Consider the following 16552-nt stretch of genomic DNA (forward strand, 5'->3'; position numbering starts at 1 on the left):
CCTAACCCAGACGCTGAGTTCTTTCAGGAAAACTGCAGTGCCTTTACTGGGGCTGCTTCGCAGCCCAACGCAGGACAAGCCTGCTCGCCACAGGTGAAATTGGCTGCCTTCAAACGTTGTGTAGATACCCATGCTGCGATAGCGGCGTATCAGCAACAGAGGCGTTGCCTGAACTACCGCTATCGCGGCGATGCGGCGACCCGACAAGCCCGGCTCCCACATCGCCCGCCTCCAGGCTTCAGATCCGGCGGCGGCGGTTAAGTTGGGGGATCGCGGTTTGCGGCACTTCTACGCGCTGTGCCTGAGCGGTGGTACAGGCGGCCAATTGCGCCAACGTCGGCTGGCTGAACAAGGTGCGCGCATCCACTTCCAACCCAGCCTTGCGCATCCGTGCCACCAGGTTCACCGCCAGCAACGAGTGCCCGCCCAATTCGAAGAAGTGGTCGTGACGCCCTACCCGCGCAAGCTTTAACACGTCGGCCCAGATGCCCGCCATCAGGGTTTCCATCTCACCCACCGGCGGCTCATACGCGCGACTCACCACCGCCTCCAACCCAGGCTCCGGCAAGGCTTTGCGGTCGAGTTTGCCAGCCGGGTTAAGCGGCCATTCATCAAGCTGCACAAAGGCCGCCGGCACCATGTATTCAGGCAACTGTTCCAACACGTACGCACGCAAGGCTTCCAGGCTTGGCGCTTGCCCGCGCAGGGTAAAGTACGCCACCAAACGCTCATCACGAATCAGCACCGCCACGTCCCGCAGCGCCGGGTGCGCGGCCAGGCGCGATTCGATTTCGCCCAGCTCCAGGCGCACGCCCCGCAGCTTGACCTGAAAGTCATTGCGCCCCAGGAACTCAAGGTTACCATCGGGCAAGTAACGCACCAGATCGCCGGTGCGATACAGCCGATCACCGGCCACAAACGGGCTGTCGATAAAGCGCTCGGCGGTCATCTGTTCCAGGCCCAAATAGCCCCGCGCAACGCCGACGCCGCCGATATGCAGTTGGCCGCTGACGCCCATGGGCACCGGCGTGTCATGTTCATCCAGCACATACAGGCGGGTGTTGTTGATCGCCCGACCAATCGGCAGTTGCACGGCCGGCACGGCGGCGCCGGGTTCCAGGGTCCAGGCGCTGCTGTCCACCGTGGCTTCGGTGGGGCCGTAGACGTTATGCAAGCGCACGTTGGGCAAGCGTGCCTGCACGCCTCGGGCCAGGGCTTCAGTGAGCTCACCGCCACCGCAGAGCACGTCGGTGAGGCTGGTGCACAGCGCGGACTCTTCCAGTTCCAGAAACTGCTGCAACATCGCCGGCACGAACTTGATCACGCTGATCTGTTGCTCGCGGATCACCTGGGCCAGGTACGCCGGTTCACGGTGCCCATCGGGCCGTGCGAGCACCAGGCGCATGCCATTGGTCAGCGGCCAGAACAGCTCCCACACCGAGCCATCGAAGCTGAACGGCGCACGTTGCAACAAGGCGCCGCCCCGGGCATTCGGGCACAACCGGGAGCCCCAGTGCATCAGGTTGCTTAAGCCCCGATGCTCGATCATCACGCCTTTGGGCGTGCCGGTGGAACCGGAGGTGTACATCACGTAGGCCAGGTTGGCGACGCTCAAACCGGGCACCAACGGGTTGCCGATAGGCGCCTGGCTCCAGGCGCAGCGGTCGAAGTCGATTACCGGCATCGACACCTCGCCGGGCAAGTCACGGGTGGCCGCGTGCACCAGTAACGCGACGGGCTGACTGTCGCTGAGCATGTAGGCCAGGCGTTCGCGCGGGTAGCCAGGGTCCAGCGGCACATAGGCGCCACCCGCCTTGAGGATTGCCAACAAACCCACGACCAACTCCAGCCCGCGCTCGACGCACAGGGCCACACGCGAATCCGGCCGGACGCCACGCTCACGCAGGTAAAACGCCAACTGGTTGGCACGCTCGTTGAGTTCGCGGTAGGTCAACTGCCGTTCGCCGGCCTGCACCGCAATGGCATTGGGAATCTGCCGCGCATGGGCTTCGAACAGGGCTTGGACGGTGAGGGTTTCGGGGTAGTCGGTGTGGGTCGCATTGAAGTCCAGCAACTGCGTTTTCAGTTCGCTGGCCGGCAGCACCTGTACCTCGCGCAGGGGTGTGGTCGGCGCGTGTTCAAGGGCTTCCGCCAGGCCGCACAACACCGTCTCGATATAATCCAGCAAGCGCTCGGCACCGACCTTGCGCGGCGCCTTGGCCGTGAGGCGAAAGCCGCTGGCGACGTCGTCGACCGTCAGCATCAGCGGGTAGCTGAGGATGTCTTCGCTGCTGAGCAGCGCAATGCCCGGCACCAGGTTCAGGTCCCTGTCCGCCGCCGTGTGCCGATAGTTGAGCAGGCTGTTGAACAGCGGCGATGCACCGCTGCAACGCTGGGCCAGGGCCAGCGATGCCTGTTCATGGGCGACCAGCGCGCTCAGTTGCGCATGGGTGTCTGCCAGCGCAGCGACCACGCTTTGCCCGGCCAGGCGCACGCGCAGCGGCAAGGTGTTGATAAACATGCCCAAGGCACGGTCGGCGCCCTCGCCGGCTTGCAAACGGCCGAGCAACACGGTACCGAACACCACATCATCGCGGCCCGCGACCCGGCTGAGTACCTGGGCCCAGGCCAGGTGAAACAGGCTCGCGGCACTCACCCCAAGCGCTCGCGCTAGAGCGCGCAGGCGCAGGTTGAGGGCGTCTGCCAGGGGCCGTTCGGCCGCTTCGATGTCGGCGCGATTGGCCTGGCGCTCCTGCAAGCCGAACGCCAGGGTCGGCTCGTCAACGTCGGCCAGGCGCTCGCGAAAGAACGCCTCATGGGCCGCCTGGCGCGCTGCCGAGCGGGCCTGCGCGACCACGTTGCGGTAAGGCACCGGTTCCGGCAATTGCGCCTGCTGGCCCAGCAAGTGGGCGCGAATTTCATCCACCAGCACGGTGGTCGAAGTGGCGTCATTGACCAGGTGATGGAAGCGCAACTTGGCGACCCAGCGCTGGTTGTGCGGCTCCTCGGCGTAATCCAGCGCCATCAACGGCGCCTGGCGCAGATCCAGCGGTGCGTGCTGATCGTGCAGCGGCTCGACGCGCAACTGCGCCTGGCGCCACACCACTTGCATCGGTTGTTCCAGCGCATCCCATACCAGGCTGGTGCGCAGAATATCGTGACGGTTGATCACCTGCTGCAACGCTTGGGCAAACGCCTCCAACTGGTCGCGACGGGCAAAACTGAACAGTGCATGTTGCTGATAGGGATCGCGCGCGTCCGTGAGGTGGTGGTACAGCAAGCCCTCCTGCAACGGCGCCAGCGGGTAGATTTCCTGCACATTGGCAGCCCCACCGGGGATGCCGGCGACGATACGATCCAGGCTCGGCTGGTCGAGTTCGGCCAGTGCGAGCATGTCCGGGGTGATGTGGCTGCAACCTGGCGCAATACGATTGCCCGGCACCTGTACCTCACTGCCGCCACTTACCGCCGCCAGCGCGGCGAGCGTCGGCTGGCCGAACAACACCTGCACATCGGCATGCAAGCCGGCCTGGCGCATGCGCTGCACCAACTGCACCGCCAACAGCGAATGGCCGCCCAGTTCAAAGAAATGGTCATGGCGCCCCACTTGCTGCACCTGCAATAGCTCAGCCCAGATCTGCGCCAGAAGGGTTTCCGCGCCTTCGTACGGTGCTTCGAACTGGCGCGTGACAAAGGCTTGCTGGGTGGGCGCAGGAAGCGCCTTGCGGTCGAGCTTGCCGTTGGCGGTCAGCGGCATCGCCTCCAACTGCACATAGGCCGCCGGCAGCATGTAATCGGGCAGCGAGGCTTGCAAATGGGCGCGCAACGCTTCGATTTCGACGTTGTGCCGGGCCACAAACCAGGCCAGCAGTTGGCCTTCGCGACACTGCACCACGGCTTCCTGGACCGCCGGATGGCTGGCCAGCGCGGACTCGATTTCCCCCAGTTCGATGCGCACGCCACGGATTTTCACCTGGTCGTCATTGCGGCCCAGGTACTCAAGGTTGCCGTCGGGCAGCCAGCGCACCAGATCACCGGTGCGGTACATCCGGCCCGCGGTGAACGGGTCATCCACAAAGCGCTCGGCGCTCAGTTCAGGCTGGTTCAGGTAACCCCGCGCCACACCCTTGCCGCCGATATACAGCTCCCCCGCCACGCCAATCGGCACCGGGCGCCGCTGTTCATCCAGCACGTACACCGTGGCATTGTCGATCGGCGCGCCGATGTGCAGCGCATGGCCCGCCTCGACGCGCCCGGAGGTGGCGACCACCGTGGCTTCAGTGGGGCCGTAGTTGTTGATCACGTCGAAGGTTTGTGCGCGGCTGAAACTGCGCAGGCGGTCGCCGCCGATCAGCAGGGTGCGCAGGGTCGGGTGTTGCAGGCGCTGGCTGAAGGCGTACTCGGCCACCGGCGTCGGCAAAAAGCACACGTCCAACGGCTGCGCACGCCACCAGTTGAGCAGCGCATCAATGTCCTGGGCGTCGTCCTGTGCCGGCGGCAAGTGCAAGGTCGCGCCCACGCACAACGCCGGCCACACTTCCCAGGCCATTGCGTCAAAACCGAAGCCGGCCACGCTGGCCGTCTGGCTGCCCGCGTGCAGGTTGAAGGCGCGGCAGTGCCAGTCCACCAGGTTCGACACGGTGTGGTGCTCGACCATCACGCCTTTGGGCAAACCGGTGGAGCCTGAGGTGTAGATCACATACGCCAGGTTCGACGGCGTGACCGCCACCGGTGGGCTGTCGCTGCGGCCGTGGGTCGGCAGGTCCAAACGGATTATCGGCACGTCGAGCATCGGCAGGCGCGCCAGCACGTTGTGCTGGGCCAGCACCGCCACCGGGGAACTGTCGTGCAGCAGGTAGCTCAGGCGCTCGGCCGGGTGAGCCGGGTCCACCGGTACGTAGCAGGCGCCGGCCTTGAGGATCGCCAGCAACCCGGCCACGGTGTCCAGCCCGCGCCGCGCCACAATCGCCACACGGTCATCCGGCTGCACGCCATGTTCGAGCAATTGGTGGGCCAGGGCATTGGCCTGTTGATCGAGCTGGGCGTAGGTCAATTGCCGGTCCTGATGCACCACCGCAATGGCGTCAGGCGTGCGCGCTGCTTGCGCCTCGATGCGCCGATGCAGGGTTTGCGCGCTGGCAGGCGCTTGTGCGGTGGCATTCCACTGCTGCAACCGGAGCTGTTCGGCCGGCGTCACCAAGGCAAACTCAGCCAGCGTCAACGCGGTATTTGCCAACCCCTGCTCCAGCAGCCAGGTAAAGCGCTGCGCCAACGCCTGCACCTCGTCCTCGCGAAACCACGCCTCGTTGTACACGCAGTGCAGGCAAGCAGTGTCCTGGTAACGGTTGCTGCGCAGGTGGAAGGCAATCGGCAGCGGCTCGTGGTAGTTGGATACCTTGACCGCGCGGGCCTGGACCTGGCCGAAGCGCAGGTCGTGATCGTCCTGCTCAAAGGACACCGACAAATCAAACAACTGGCCGCGATCGGTACGGCGCAGGCCCAGTTCACGGTTCATCTCGCTCAGGGGAAAACGCTGGTGGCGAAAGTCCTGCTTGAGCTGGTCACGCACACCGCGCACTACCGCGCTGAACGGCAATTGCGCATCGAACTGGAAACGCACTGCACTGACCTGGGTGAACAAGCCCACGGTGGAACGAAAACGCGCGTTGGAACGGTTGAGAATTGGCAGCCCCACCACCCACTCTTCACGCTGGCTGGTGCGGGTGAAATACACGTACAGCGCCGCCAGCAACACATGGAAGGCCGAGGCCTGGTAACGGTTGGCGACTTGCTCCATGCGGTTGAGCAGCGCCACCGGGAACGGCTCCACCCAGGTGTTGCTCGACGCCGGGGCATTGTGGCGCGGCGTCAGCAACGGCTCGGGCAGCACCTGGTATTTGTCCAGCCAGTACGCGCGGTCACGGGCGTAACGGGCCGATGCCTGGTAACGCAGGTCCGTGTCGATAAAGTCGATATAGGACGGGGCGTACGGCTCCGGTTGCCGCCCCTGTTCAAGGTCGGTGTACAGCCGGGCCAGGGATTGCAGCACCTGGCCAAAGCCCCAGCCATCGAGAATCAGGTGATGGGCCTGGATGCCGAGGCGGTAGTGGTCGTCATCGAGCTTGACCAGGACAAACCGCAATAACGGTTCACCACTCATCGCATAGGGCCGGGCCATTTGCGCTTGCATCAGCGCCTGGCTCGCGGCCTGCGGGTCTTGCAGCGCGCAGAAGTCGTGCCGTTGTACCTGCACCGTCAGCGCAGCGTCGAAGGTCTGTCGAGGCAAGCCGTCGGTATCGGTGTGCAACTGGGTGCGCAAGGCATCGTGCTTGGCCACCAGCAGCTCGGCGGCGCGCTGGATCAGTTCCGGCACCAAGGGGCCGGCGAAATCCATATAGCCGCCAATGTTGTACAGCGGCGAGTCGCCTGCTCGCAGTTGGTCGAGCCAGATGTCCTGCTGGGCGGCAGTCAGGGGGAAGCTTGGGGAATGCTTCATAAGATCCTTCTCAATAGGAGTCCGGCACGGCCGCACACGGGCCCATTTCGCCAAAATTGCCGGATTTGAGCATGGCGACCCGAAGGTGTCTGTCACCCGAAACCCGGACATTCATATGGATGGAAACGGGCTTGGCTGATGGTTGACTGCTGAAACGATTAAAGCGCTGTAGGAAATTGACTACACATGGCCGCAGTCAGTTTTTCTCAACACGCCCCAATTACTTATTTTTACTATAAATATCAATTGGTTAATCAGCTCTAATTTTTAGCCATGGTTTTTCGTTGGCGGAATTCTCCGTCTGAAACGTCGAATTAATGACGTAGTTTTTATGGCAGCTTGTGTCCCTCGTTTCCGCTACATACGTAGGACAAATCGCTATGGCTAAATAAAATCTCGAACGCCGAATGACGCTGAAGAAGAGTCACGTTCAAGGAGTACGGGCCGCCCCACACAGACCCAGGGCACCCGTTGACGGTTTTCGACATCAAGGATGAGATGGCTATGAGTCTGACTTCTAGTATTGGCGGCGCCCACAGCCCGCAGTTCTACGCCGAAATGGGTGAATTGATTTCAAACAGCGGCCAGGAAAATTTCGCCGCCAACATGCTGCATCTGGTGGATAAATGGGTGCCGATTCACTTGGTCGACCTGAGTGAATGGACCCTCGACGAACTGCGTGACAGCGCGATCGATATTCAGCTGCTGGGCAGCGCCGGGTTGAAAAAACACCTGCTGGCGCCCCAGCCCGTACATGCGTTGAACGACCACCCGCTGCTACGGGAAATGCTGCGCATGCAAGACCCGTTGCTGATCCAGATGAAGGCCAAGGCCAACAGCGCACACCCACGCGGCACCTCGCACCAGTGCAACCTGGTCTCGCGCCAGGGCAACCGACGCTGCGTGATTTCGTTCTACCGCCCGCCGACCCAACAAGGCTTTTCCCTGGCAGAACTGTCGTTTCTCAAGTGCTTGTCGGACACCCTGTTGCCGTTGATGGAACGGCATGCGCGGATTTTGCGCCAGGCCCCTCACAGCCAGGCCGAACCAGCCCACAGCCAGCTGGAACAGTCACAGTTGCAGCGCGAGTTCTACAAGCGCCTGTCCCTCAGCGATATCACCCTGTCGGCGCGTGAGCAGGAGGTGTGCCTGGGCCTGTTGACCGGCGGCACCGTGCCGCAAATGGCGGAAAAACTCAGCGTGAAAAACAGCTCGATCGAAACCTACCTCAAGCGTGCCGCCGCCAAACTGGGCGTCAGCGGGCGCCATGGCCTGGCCAAATGGATGGTTGGCGCCTGATGAAAAAATTCACCCTCACCACCGTTGGCATGGCCTGGGTGCTCGGCGGTTGCTCGCTGATCCCCGAGTATCAGCGGCCCGCTGCGCCGGTGCCGGCGCAGTACCCACAAGGCGGGGTCTACAGCCTGGCGCAAGCCGGCACTGTAGCGGTCGAGCCGGGCTGGCAGCAGTTGTTCCACGACCCGGCGCTGCAACAGCTGATTGGCGCAGCACTGGCCAATAACCGCGACCTGCGGGTAGCGGCGCTGAATGTGCAGGCGTTTCAGGCGCAGTACCGCATCCAGCGAGCGGACCTGTTCCCGGCGATATCGGCCAGCGGCGCCGGCAAACGCCAGAAAGTACCGGGCGATCTGACCGGCACCGGCAAGTCGGCGATCACTTCCAACTATTCGGCCACCCTGGGCCTGAGTGCCTATGAGCTGGATCTGTTCGGACGGGTGCGCAGCCTCAGCGAGCAGGCGATGCTCACGTATCTGGGCACCGAAGAGGCGCGGCGCAGCGCGCAACTGAGCCTGGTGGCCAACGTCGCCAATGCCTACCTGACCTGGCGCGCCGACCAGGAGCTGCTGACCCTGGCGCAGCAAACCCTGACCGCCAACGACCACAGCTGGCAGCTCACCAGCCGCAGCAAAACCGCGGGCAAGGCCTCGGCACTGGATGTGGTGCAAGCCCGCACGGCAGTAGAAAGCACCCGCGCCAGCGTGGCCCGCTATGAGCGCCAGGTCGCCCAGGATGTCAACAACCTGGCCCTGCTGGTGGGCGGCCCGGTGGATGAAAACCTGCCGTCGCGCCCGCTCGCTGATGACCTGGTGGCGCGCCTGCCCGCAGGCTTGCCCTCCGACCTGCTGCAACGGCGCCCGGATATCCTCCAGGCCGAATACCAACTGCAAGCCGCCAACGCCAATATCGGCGCGGCGCGGGCAGCATTTTTTCCGTCGGTGACGCTCACCGCCAACGCCGGCAGCACCAGCAAGGAGCTGTCGGGGCTGTTCAAGGGCGGCGCGGGCACCTGGACCTTCCAGCCGCAAATCAACCTGCCGATCTTCAACGCCGGCAGCCTGCGCGCCAGCCTCGACTACGCCAAACTGCAGAAAGACATTACGGTGGCGCAGTACGAAAAATCCATTCAAACGGCGTTTCAGGAAGTCGCCGACGGCCTCGCCGCCCGGCAAACCTTTAACGACCAGTTGGACGCGCAACGGGATTTCGTCGCCGCCAACCAGGCCTATTACGACCTGGCCCAGCACCGCTACCGCAGCGGTGTGGACAGCAACCTGACGTTCCTCGATGCGCAGCGTTCCTTGTTCAGTTCGCAGCAGGCGCTGATTGTCGATCGGCTGGCGCAACTGGTCGCGGAGGTGAACCTGTACACGGCTCTGGGCGGCGCCTGGAGCGTCAACCCAAGCCCGACTGCCGCAGCCGATATTCCCCCGGTGTCACCTGCGCATAACGAAGGAAAAACCGGCTGAAATACGCCGGGTCCTTGAACCCCAGCTGGTAGCAGATTTCATTCGCGGAGCTGCCGGTAAACAGCAGCAGACGCTTGGCTTCCTGCATCAGCCGCTCCAGGATCAGGCGCTTGGACGGCAGGTCGGCCAGGCGTCGGCACACCTCATTGAGCCGCGCTTCGGTCACGCCAATCCCCTCGGCGTAACGCGCCAGCGGCCAGTGTTCCAGGTAGTGGGCTTCGATAAGTTCGTTGAAACGATGGAAAATGCGCAGGTCTTCATGCCGTGTCGGGCGGGCCGGCAGGCTGTTGGCGCACAGACGCAGCAGGCGAATCATGATCAGGCGGGTAAGGCTCTCCAATGCGGCGGCGCGCCCTGCCCTTTGCGCGTTGATCTCGCTGCTGAGTTCCCCGAAGAGTTGATCCAGCCCTTCGGCATCGGCGGTCAGCGCCACGCAGGCGGCGCCCGATGCAAGGCTGGGGTCGGCGTCGATCAACGCCCACACCAGTTGCTGACGCACGGTCAGCACATGCCCGTCGGCATCCGGCTCCGTAACAAACGCATGGGGCACTGTGGGCGGAGTGAGGAAAAACATCGGCCCCGACTCCACGAACTGGCGGTCATCCAGGTACACCCGCACCGCGCCACTCTTGACGAAATGCACCTGGAAAAACCGGTCATGCCGATGCACGGGCATATTGCGCCCGAAAAACCCCGCCAGGTTGCCGAGCTTGTCGTAATGCACCTCGGCATCGCTGTAACGCTGGTCGTAGACCTGCCCGATGTTGATGTTCGGAATCGGTTTCACAGAACACTCTTCTTATTGTTTTGATCCCGCCGGATTTTGCCACGCTTGACGGTAGTTAACATATTAATTATAACGTTAACACATTAACGAACTGCTTATGCAGCAGTCGCCACCGCCAGGAGAAACGCATGAGCCGTACCCTGCATGATGTTGCCAGCGGCACCTTGTTCGGCGTTGCGCTGAACTACCAGGGTCTGCTGGACCAGCATCTCGCCGCCTTCCAGCAGGCGCCCTACCAGAAGCCGCCTGCCAAGCCGGTGCTGTTTATCAAGACCCCCAACACACGCAACAAGCACGGCGGTGTAGTGCTGCATCCCGCGGGCGAACGCCTGCAACCGGGGCCGGCGCTGGGCGTGGTGATCGGCCAGCGCACCAGCCGCGTCAGCCTGGAAAACGCCATGGCGCATGTGGCCGGTTATGTGGTGGTCAATGAATTCAGCCTGCCGGAAGACAGCTACTACCGCCCCGCCGTCAAAGCCAAATGCCGTGACGGGTTTTGCGCGTTAAGCGCCGAGCTGATCCCGCGTGATCAAGTTGCAAACCCTAACCAACTGAGCCTCAAGTTGTTCGTCAACGGCGAACTGCGCCAGGAAAACTCGACGACCCATTGGGTGCGCGACATCCCGCAATTGATCGCCGAGATCAGCGAGTTCATGACCCTATACCCCGGCGATGTGCTGATCACCGGCACACCGGAGGGCCGCGTGGATGTGCAGCCTGGGGACCAGGTTGAGGTTGAAATCAACGGTATCGGTCGCCTGGCCAACACCGTGCAGGCGGAGGCACACGCATGAAACACGCTCGTATCCGTTTTGAAGGCGAAACCCATCACGTACAGGTAGAGGCTGATTGCAGCGTGCGCCTCAACGACGGCCGCCTGCTCGCCGAACAACAGGTGCAATGGCTGCCACCGGCCACCGGCAGCATGTTCGCCCTGGGCCTGAACTATGCCGACCACGCTGCCGAGCTGGCCTTCACACCGCCCACCGAACCGCTGGCATTTATCAAGTCGGTGGGCACCTACACCGGCCATCGCCAAGTCACTTGGCGCCCGGATAACGTTGCCTACATGCACTACGAGTGCGAGCTGGTGGCGGTCATCGGCAAGACCGCGCGCAACGTCAAGCGCGCGGATGCCCTGGACTACCTGGCCGGTTACACGGTGTGCAACGACTATGCGGTCCGCGACTACCTGGAAAACTACTACCGCCCCAACCTGCGCGTGAAAAACCGTGACGCCACCACCCCGGTCGGCCCGTGGATCGTCGATGTCGCGGACGTGCCCGACCCGAGCAACCTGACCCTGCGCACCTGGATCAACGGTGAACTGCGTCAGGAAGGCAGCACCCGCGACATGATTTTCGATATCCCCTACCTGATCGAGTACCTCTCCAGCTTCATGACCCTGCAACCCGGCGACATGATCGCCACCGGCACGCCCGAAGGCCTGGCCGATGTGGTGCCGGGCGATGAAGTGGTGGTGGAAGTCGAAGGCGTAGGTCGCCTGGTCAACCGAATTGTCAGCGAAGCGGAGTTTTTCTCCGCCCGTAAAGAGGCGTGAGCAGCATGATCAAACACTGGATCAACGGCCGTGAGGTCGAAAGCAAAGACACCTTCATCAACTACAACCCGGCCACCGGCGAAGCCATTGGCGAAGTCGCCAGCGGCGGCGCCGAGGAAGTTGCGCAGGCCGTTGCAGCCGCCAAAGAAGCCTTCCCGAAATGGGCCAACACCCCGGCCAAAGAACGCGCCCGGCTGATGCGCAAACTGGGTGAGTTGATCGAGCAGAACGTGCCGCGCCTGGCCGAGCTGGAAACCCTCGATACCGGCTTGCCGATCCACCAGACCAAGAACGTGCTGATCCCCCGCGCATCGCACAACTTTGATTTCTTCGCCGAAGTCTGCACGCGCATGGACGGCCACAGCTACCCGGTGGACGATCAGATGCTCAACTACACCCTCTACCAGCCGGTGGGCGTGTGCGGGTTGGTGTCGCCCTGGAACGTGCCGTTCATGACCGCCACCTGGAAGACCGCGCCGTGCCTGGCGCTGGGTAACACAGCAGTGCTGAAGATGTCCGAGCTGTCGCCGCTGACCGCCAATGAACTCGGGCGCCTGGCGGTGGAAGCCGGAATTCCCAACGGCGTGCTCAACGTAATCCAGGGCTACGGCGCCACCGCCGGTGATGCACTGGTGCGCCACCCGGACGTGCGCGCTATCTCCTTCACGGGCGGCACCGCCACCGGCAAGAAGATCATGCAAACCGCCGGGCTGAAAAAGTACTCGATGGAACTGGGCGGCAAGTCGCCGGTGCTGATCTTTGAAGACGCCGACCTTGAACGCGCCCTGGATGCCGCGCTGTTCACGATCTTTTCGCTGAACGGCGAACGCTGCACCGCCGGCAGCCGGGTCTTTATCCAGGAGAGTGTCTACCCGCAGTTTGTCGCCGAGTTTGCCGCACGCGCAAAACGCTTGATCGTCGGCGACCCGCAAGACCCGAAAACCCAGGTCGGCTCGATGATCACCCAGGCGCACTACGACAAGGTCACCGGCTACATCAAGATTGGCCTGGAAGAAGGCGCCACCTTGCTCGCCGGTGGCCTGGAACGCCCGGCCAATCTGCCCGCGCATTTGAGCAAAGGCCAGTTTATCCAGCCGACCGTATTTGCCGATGTGAACAACAAGATGCGCATCGCCCAGGAAGAAATCTTCGGCCCGGTGGTGTGCCTGATTCCATTCAAGGACGAGGCCGAGGCGCTGCAACTGGCCAACGACACCGAGTACGGCCTGGCCTCGTATATCTGGACCCAGGACATCGGCAAGGCCCATCGCCTGGCGCGCGGAATTGAAGCCGGCATGGTATTTATCAACAGCCAGAACGTGCGCGACCTGCGTCAGCCGTTCGGCGGCGTCAAAGGCTCCGGTACCGGGCGCGAAGGCGGCCAGTACAGCTTTGAAGTGTTTGCCGAGATCAAGAACGTGTGCATTTCCATGGGCAGCCATCACATCCCGCGTTGGGGTGTGTAGCACCAGAGCAAGCCAGCTCCCAAAGGGGCCTCACTGGTATTACAAGAATAAGTACTCAGGAGAATGATCATGGGCGAAGTGGTTCTGGCAGCGAAGATCTGCCACGTACCGTCGATGTACCTGTCGGAGTTGCCCGGCAAACATCACGGCTGTCGCGAAGCGGCGATCGCCGGCCACAAGGAAATCGGTCGGCGCGCCCGCGAGCTGGGCGCCGACACCGCCGTGGTGTTCGACGTGCACTGGCTGGTCAACAGCGGCTATCACGTCAACTGTGGCGCGCAGTTCCAGGGCACCTACACCAGCAACGAGCTGCCGCACTTTATCAAGAACATGGAGTACGCCTACCCAGGCGACCCGCAATTGGGTGAGCTGATTGCCGCTGAAGCCAACCTCGCCGGCGTGCGCAGCATGGCCCATAACATCCCGAGCCTGGAGCTGGAATACGGCACCCTGGTGCCCATGCGCTACATGCACATGGGCGTGCCGGAGGATGAGAAATTCAAGGTCATCTCCATCGCGGCCTGGTGCGCCTGGCATCGCCTGGAGGACAGTTTCGCGTTTGGCGCCGCTGTGCGCCGGGCTATCGAAAAGAGTGATCGCAAGGTACTGGTGCTGGCTTCCGGTTCACTGTCCCACCGCTTTTCGGATGACCGCCAGGCCGAGGCGAATATCCATAACTGGACCCGTGAGTTCGACAAGCAAGTGGACCTGCACGTAGTGGAGATGTGGAAGCAAGGCCGCTTCGAGGAGTTCTGCGCGATGCTGCCCGACTACGCCGAACACTGCTTTGGCGAAGGCAAGATGCACGACACCGCCATGCTCCTGGGCCTGCTCGGGGGGCCGGACTATGCCAAGCCTGCCGAGATCATCACGCCGCCGTTCGGCAGTTCGGGCACCGGCCAGATCAACGCGATTTTCCCGCTGTAAACCTGGGAGAAAAACCATGCCGCATTTTATCGCCGAGTACACCGACAACATTGAGCAACAGGCCGATCTGCCCAGCCTGTTTGAAAAAGTCCATCACGTGCTGGGCGACACTGGCGTGTTCCCACTCGGCGGCATTCGCAGCCGTGGCGTGCGCCTGGACAGCTGGCGCATGGCTGACGGCAAGCACGACTACGCCTTTGTACACATGACCCTAAAAGTCGGCCATGGCCGCGACCTTGCCACCCGCCAGGCGGTGGCCGAAGCGCTGTTCGCGGTGATCACCGCACACTTTGCCCCGTTGCAAGCGCAACGCTTGCTGGCGCTGTCATTCGAGATGGTCGAGCTGCACCCGCAGCTCAATTTCAAGCAGAACAATGTGCATGCGTTCCTGAACAACCCGACGGGCTAAGCCCCGCCGCCCCTCTCACGGCCACTCAAACAAAAAGTACAACACCATGAGCACAGCCAATTCCACTGCCAGCCACGTGCTGGCTGAGCACGACCGCACCCATCGTTTAGTCACCTGGCGGCTAATGCCACTGTTGCTGGTGTGTTACCTGTTCGCCCATCTGGACCGCATCAACATCGGTTTTGCCAAAATGCAGATGAGCAGCGACCTGCACTTCAGCGACACGGTCTACGGCTTCGGCGCCGGGCTGTTTTTTATCGCCTACGCGCTGTTTGGCGTGCCAAGCAATATGGCCCTGGACCGGGTCGGGCCGAGGCGTTGGATAGCCAGCCTGATGGTGGTGTGGGGCCTGTTGTCCACCGGCATGTTGTGGGTCGAAAGTGCGCGTGGTTTCTACGTGTTGCGCTTTCTGCTGGGGGTGGCCGAGGCCGGTTTTTTCCCCGGCATTCTGGTGTTTCTCAACCGTTGGTACCCGGCACGCCGCCGCGCCCAGGTCACCGCACTGTTCGCGATTGCGGTGCCGATGGCCGGCGTGCTGGGCGGGCCGATTTCCGGCGCGATCCTGGAAAACTTCCATGATGTCGGCAGCCTGCGCGGCTGGCAGTGGATGTTCCTGATCGAAGGCGCGCCGGTGGTGCTGCTCGGTCTGGTGGTGCTCAAGTGGTTGCCGGATGGTTTTGATTCAGTGAGCTGGCTGACGGACGCGCAAAAGCAGCAACTGCGCACCCAACTCAGCAGCGAGGAACAGCGCAAGACCATCACTTCATTCGGCGGCATCCTGCGTGACCCGCAAGTGTGGCTGCTGGTGGCGGTGTACTTTGCGGTGATGTTGGCGGTCAACACCCTCGCCTTCTGGATGCCCACGCTGATCCACGGCGCCGGCATCGGCCGCGACAGCCAGGTCGGTCTGCTCAGCGCCGTACCCTACCTGGCCGGCTGCTTCTTCATGATCGGTTGCGGGCGCTCATCCGACCGCCATCGCGAACGCCGGTGGCACCTGTGTGTGCCACTGCAGATGGCCGCCGTCGGCATCGCCGTGGCGGGCCTGGCGCCGGGCAACCCGCTGCTGGTGATGGGCGGGCTGGTGGTCGCCGGCATGGGCGCCAGTGCCGCCTTGCCGATGTTCTGGCAGCTGCCGCCGGCGTTCCTCTCGACCACCACCCAAGCTGCCGGCATCGCCATGATCAGTTCGTTCGGCAGCATCGCCGCGTTCCTCGCGCCGTACCTGATCGGCTGGATGCGCGACGCGACCCAGAGCGCCAGCCTGGCGCTTTACGTACTCGCCCTGTTTATCGCCCTCGGCGGCCTGCTGGTGCTGCGCACCCACGCCGCCATCGTCAACCCACACTAGAGACCGTTGCCATGCTCGACTCCCAGCAAATCCTCGCCGCCGCCGCCCACCTGGACCGCGCCGAACGCAGCCGCGAACAGGTGCGCCAGTTTTCCCTCGACTACCCCGGCATCACCATTGAAGACGCCTACGCCATCCAGCGCGCCTGGGTGGCGCAAAAGATCCAGGACGGGCGCCGCTTGAAAGGCCACAAGATCGGCCTGACTTCGCGGGCCATGCAGGTCTCGTCGAACATCACCGAGCCCGATTTTGGCGCGCTGCTCGATGACATGTTTTTCGACGAAGGCAGCGACATTCCGTTCGAGCGTTTCATCGTGCCACGGGTGGAAGTGGAACTGGCCTTCATTCTCGGTAAACCGCTCAAAGGCCCGAACTGCACGGTGTTCGATGTGCTCGACGCCACCGAGTGGGTGATCCCGGCGCTGGAGATCATCGACGCGCGCATCCAACAGGTCGACCCGCAGACCAACGCTACCCGCAAGGTCTTCGACACTATCTCCGACAATGCCGCGAATGCCGGTGTGGTGCTGGGCGGCCGCGCCGTGCGGCCCACCGAGATCGACCTGCGCAAGGTGCCGGCGGTGCTGTACCGCAATGGCGTGATCGAAGAGTCCGGCGTGTCAGCGGCGGTGCTCAACCACCCGGCCAAGGGCGTGGCCTGGCTGGCCAACAAGCTGGCCGCGTACGACGTCACGCTACTGCCCGGGCAAGTGATCCTCGGTGGCTCATTCACCCGCCCGGTGGCGGCCCGCCCTGGCGATACCTTCCATGTCGACTACGACATGCT

Annotated in this window: 12 protein-coding genes; 9 read left to right on the forward strand and 3 right to left on the reverse strand. The window is 63.0% G+C overall.

Going from position 1 to position 16552, the window contains the following annotated elements; translation table 11 throughout:
- Positions 1-222, reverse strand: a 222-nt coding sequence (locus FEM54_RS34290; RefSeq protein ID WP_205894396.1) for a hypothetical protein, incomplete at its 3' end; no start/stop codon positions are given.
- Between the two features lie 16 nt (positions 223-238).
- Positions 239-6496, reverse strand: a complete 6258-nt coding sequence (locus tag FEM54_RS07120) for a non-ribosomal peptide synthetase (RefSeq protein WP_138450172.1) — start codon at positions 6494-6496, stop codon at positions 239-241.
- 504 nt (positions 6497-7000) lie between these two features.
- On the opposite strand from FEM54_RS07120, the gene FEM54_RS07125 reads away from it, so the two are divergent.
- On the forward strand, positions 7001-7795 hold the full coding sequence (locus FEM54_RS07125; protein WP_026013880.1) for a helix-turn-helix transcriptional regulator: 795 nt from the start codon (positions 7001-7003) through the stop codon (positions 7793-7795).
- The gene (gene adeC / locus FEM54_RS07130; RefSeq protein ID WP_138450174.1) at positions 7795-9264 is read left to right on the forward strand and encodes an AdeC/AdeK/OprM family multidrug efflux complex outer membrane factor; all 1470 of its coding nucleotides are present in this window, start codon (positions 7795-7797) and stop codon (positions 9262-9264) included. Before FEM54_RS07125 ends, adeC begins: the two co-directional genes overlap by 1 nt.
- Here the strand turns inward: adeC and hpaA are convergent.
- The gene (gene hpaA, locus FEM54_RS07135) at positions 9191-10051 is read right to left on the reverse strand and encodes a 4-hydroxyphenylacetate catabolism regulatory protein HpaA (protein ID WP_138450176.1); all 861 of its coding nucleotides are present in this window, start codon (positions 10049-10051) and stop codon (positions 9191-9193) included. The two genes, adeC and hpaA, sit on opposite strands and share 74 nt — an antisense overlap.
- A 128-nt stretch (positions 10052-10179) precedes the next feature.
- Between hpaA and FEM54_RS07140 the strand changes: the two genes are divergently transcribed.
- The 7 genes from FEM54_RS07140 to hpaH all read left to right on the forward strand — a co-directional run.
- A complete protein-coding gene (locus tag FEM54_RS07140; RefSeq protein ID WP_138450178.1) occupies positions 10180-10845 on the forward strand; it encodes a fumarylacetoacetate hydrolase family protein in 666 nt (221 codons plus the stop codon).
- Entirely contained in the window at positions 10842-11612 is a 771-nt protein-coding gene (locus tag FEM54_RS07145; protein WP_138450180.1) for a fumarylacetoacetate hydrolase family protein, read from the forward strand. The genes FEM54_RS07140 and FEM54_RS07145 overlap by 4 nt, the downstream gene beginning before the upstream one ends.
- Before the next feature lie 5 nt (positions 11613-11617).
- The gene (hpaE, locus tag FEM54_RS07150; RefSeq protein WP_138450182.1) at positions 11618-13078 is read left to right on the forward strand and encodes a 5-carboxymethyl-2-hydroxymuconate semialdehyde dehydrogenase; all 1461 of its coding nucleotides are present in this window, start codon (positions 11618-11620) and stop codon (positions 13076-13078) included.
- A 69-nt stretch (positions 13079-13147) separates the two neighbouring features.
- Positions 13148-14005 carry a 3,4-dihydroxyphenylacetate 2,3-dioxygenase gene (gene hpaD, locus FEM54_RS07155; protein WP_138450184.1) on the forward strand — a complete coding sequence of 286 codons (858 nt, stop codon included), beginning with the start codon at positions 13148-13150 and terminating at the stop codon, positions 14003-14005.
- 16 nt (positions 14006-14021) lie between these two features.
- Positions 14022-14414: a 5-carboxymethyl-2-hydroxymuconate Delta-isomerase gene (locus FEM54_RS07160; RefSeq protein WP_138450186.1), complete on the forward strand. Its 393-nt coding sequence runs from the start codon at positions 14022-14024 to the stop codon at positions 14412-14414.
- 46 nt (positions 14415-14460) lie between these two features.
- Complete coding sequence (locus FEM54_RS07165) at positions 14461-15765, forward strand: MFS transporter (RefSeq protein ID WP_138450187.1); 1305 nt, start codon at positions 14461-14463, stop codon at positions 15763-15765.
- Positions 15766-15776: 11 nt separating this feature from the next.
- Positions 15777-16552: 2-oxo-hept-4-ene-1,7-dioate hydratase (gene hpaH, locus FEM54_RS07170; RefSeq protein ID WP_138450189.1), on the forward strand; the 776-nt coding region annotated here is incomplete at its 3' end.

Origin of the sequence: Pseudomonas edaphica (assembly GCF_005863185.1) — a bacterium.
In the GTDB taxonomy this organism is placed as follows: domain Bacteria; phylum Pseudomonadota; class Gammaproteobacteria; order Pseudomonadales; family Pseudomonadaceae; genus Aquipseudomonas; species Aquipseudomonas edaphica.

Coding starts and splice junctions, on each gene's coding strand:
- FEM54_RS07140 (WP_138450178.1), top strand. CDS start 10,180: ATGAGCCGTACCCTGCATGATGTTGCCAGCGGCACCTTGTTCGGCGTT.
- FEM54_RS07120 (WP_138450172.1), bottom strand. CDS start 6,496: ATGAAGCATTCCCCAAGCTTCCCCCTGACTGCCGCCCAGCAGGACATC.
- FEM54_RS07125 (WP_026013880.1), top strand. CDS start 7,001: ATGAGTCTGACTTCTAGTATTGGCGGCGCCCACAGCCCGCAGTTCTAC.
- FEM54_RS07145 (WP_138450180.1), top strand. CDS start 10,842: ATGAAACACGCTCGTATCCGTTTTGAAGGCGAAACCCATCACGTACAG.
- hpaD (WP_138450184.1), top strand. CDS start 13,148: ATGGGCGAAGTGGTTCTGGCAGCGAAGATCTGCCACGTACCGTCGATG.
- FEM54_RS07160 (WP_138450186.1), top strand. CDS start 14,022: ATGCCGCATTTTATCGCCGAGTACACCGACAACATTGAGCAACAGGCC.
- hpaE (WP_138450182.1), top strand. CDS start 11,618: ATGATCAAACACTGGATCAACGGCCGTGAGGTCGAAAGCAAAGACACC.
- adeC (WP_138450174.1), top strand. CDS start 7,795: ATGAAAAAATTCACCCTCACCACCGTTGGCATGGCCTGGGTGCTCGGC.
- FEM54_RS07165 (WP_138450187.1), top strand. CDS start 14,461: ATGAGCACAGCCAATTCCACTGCCAGCCACGTGCTGGCTGAGCACGAC.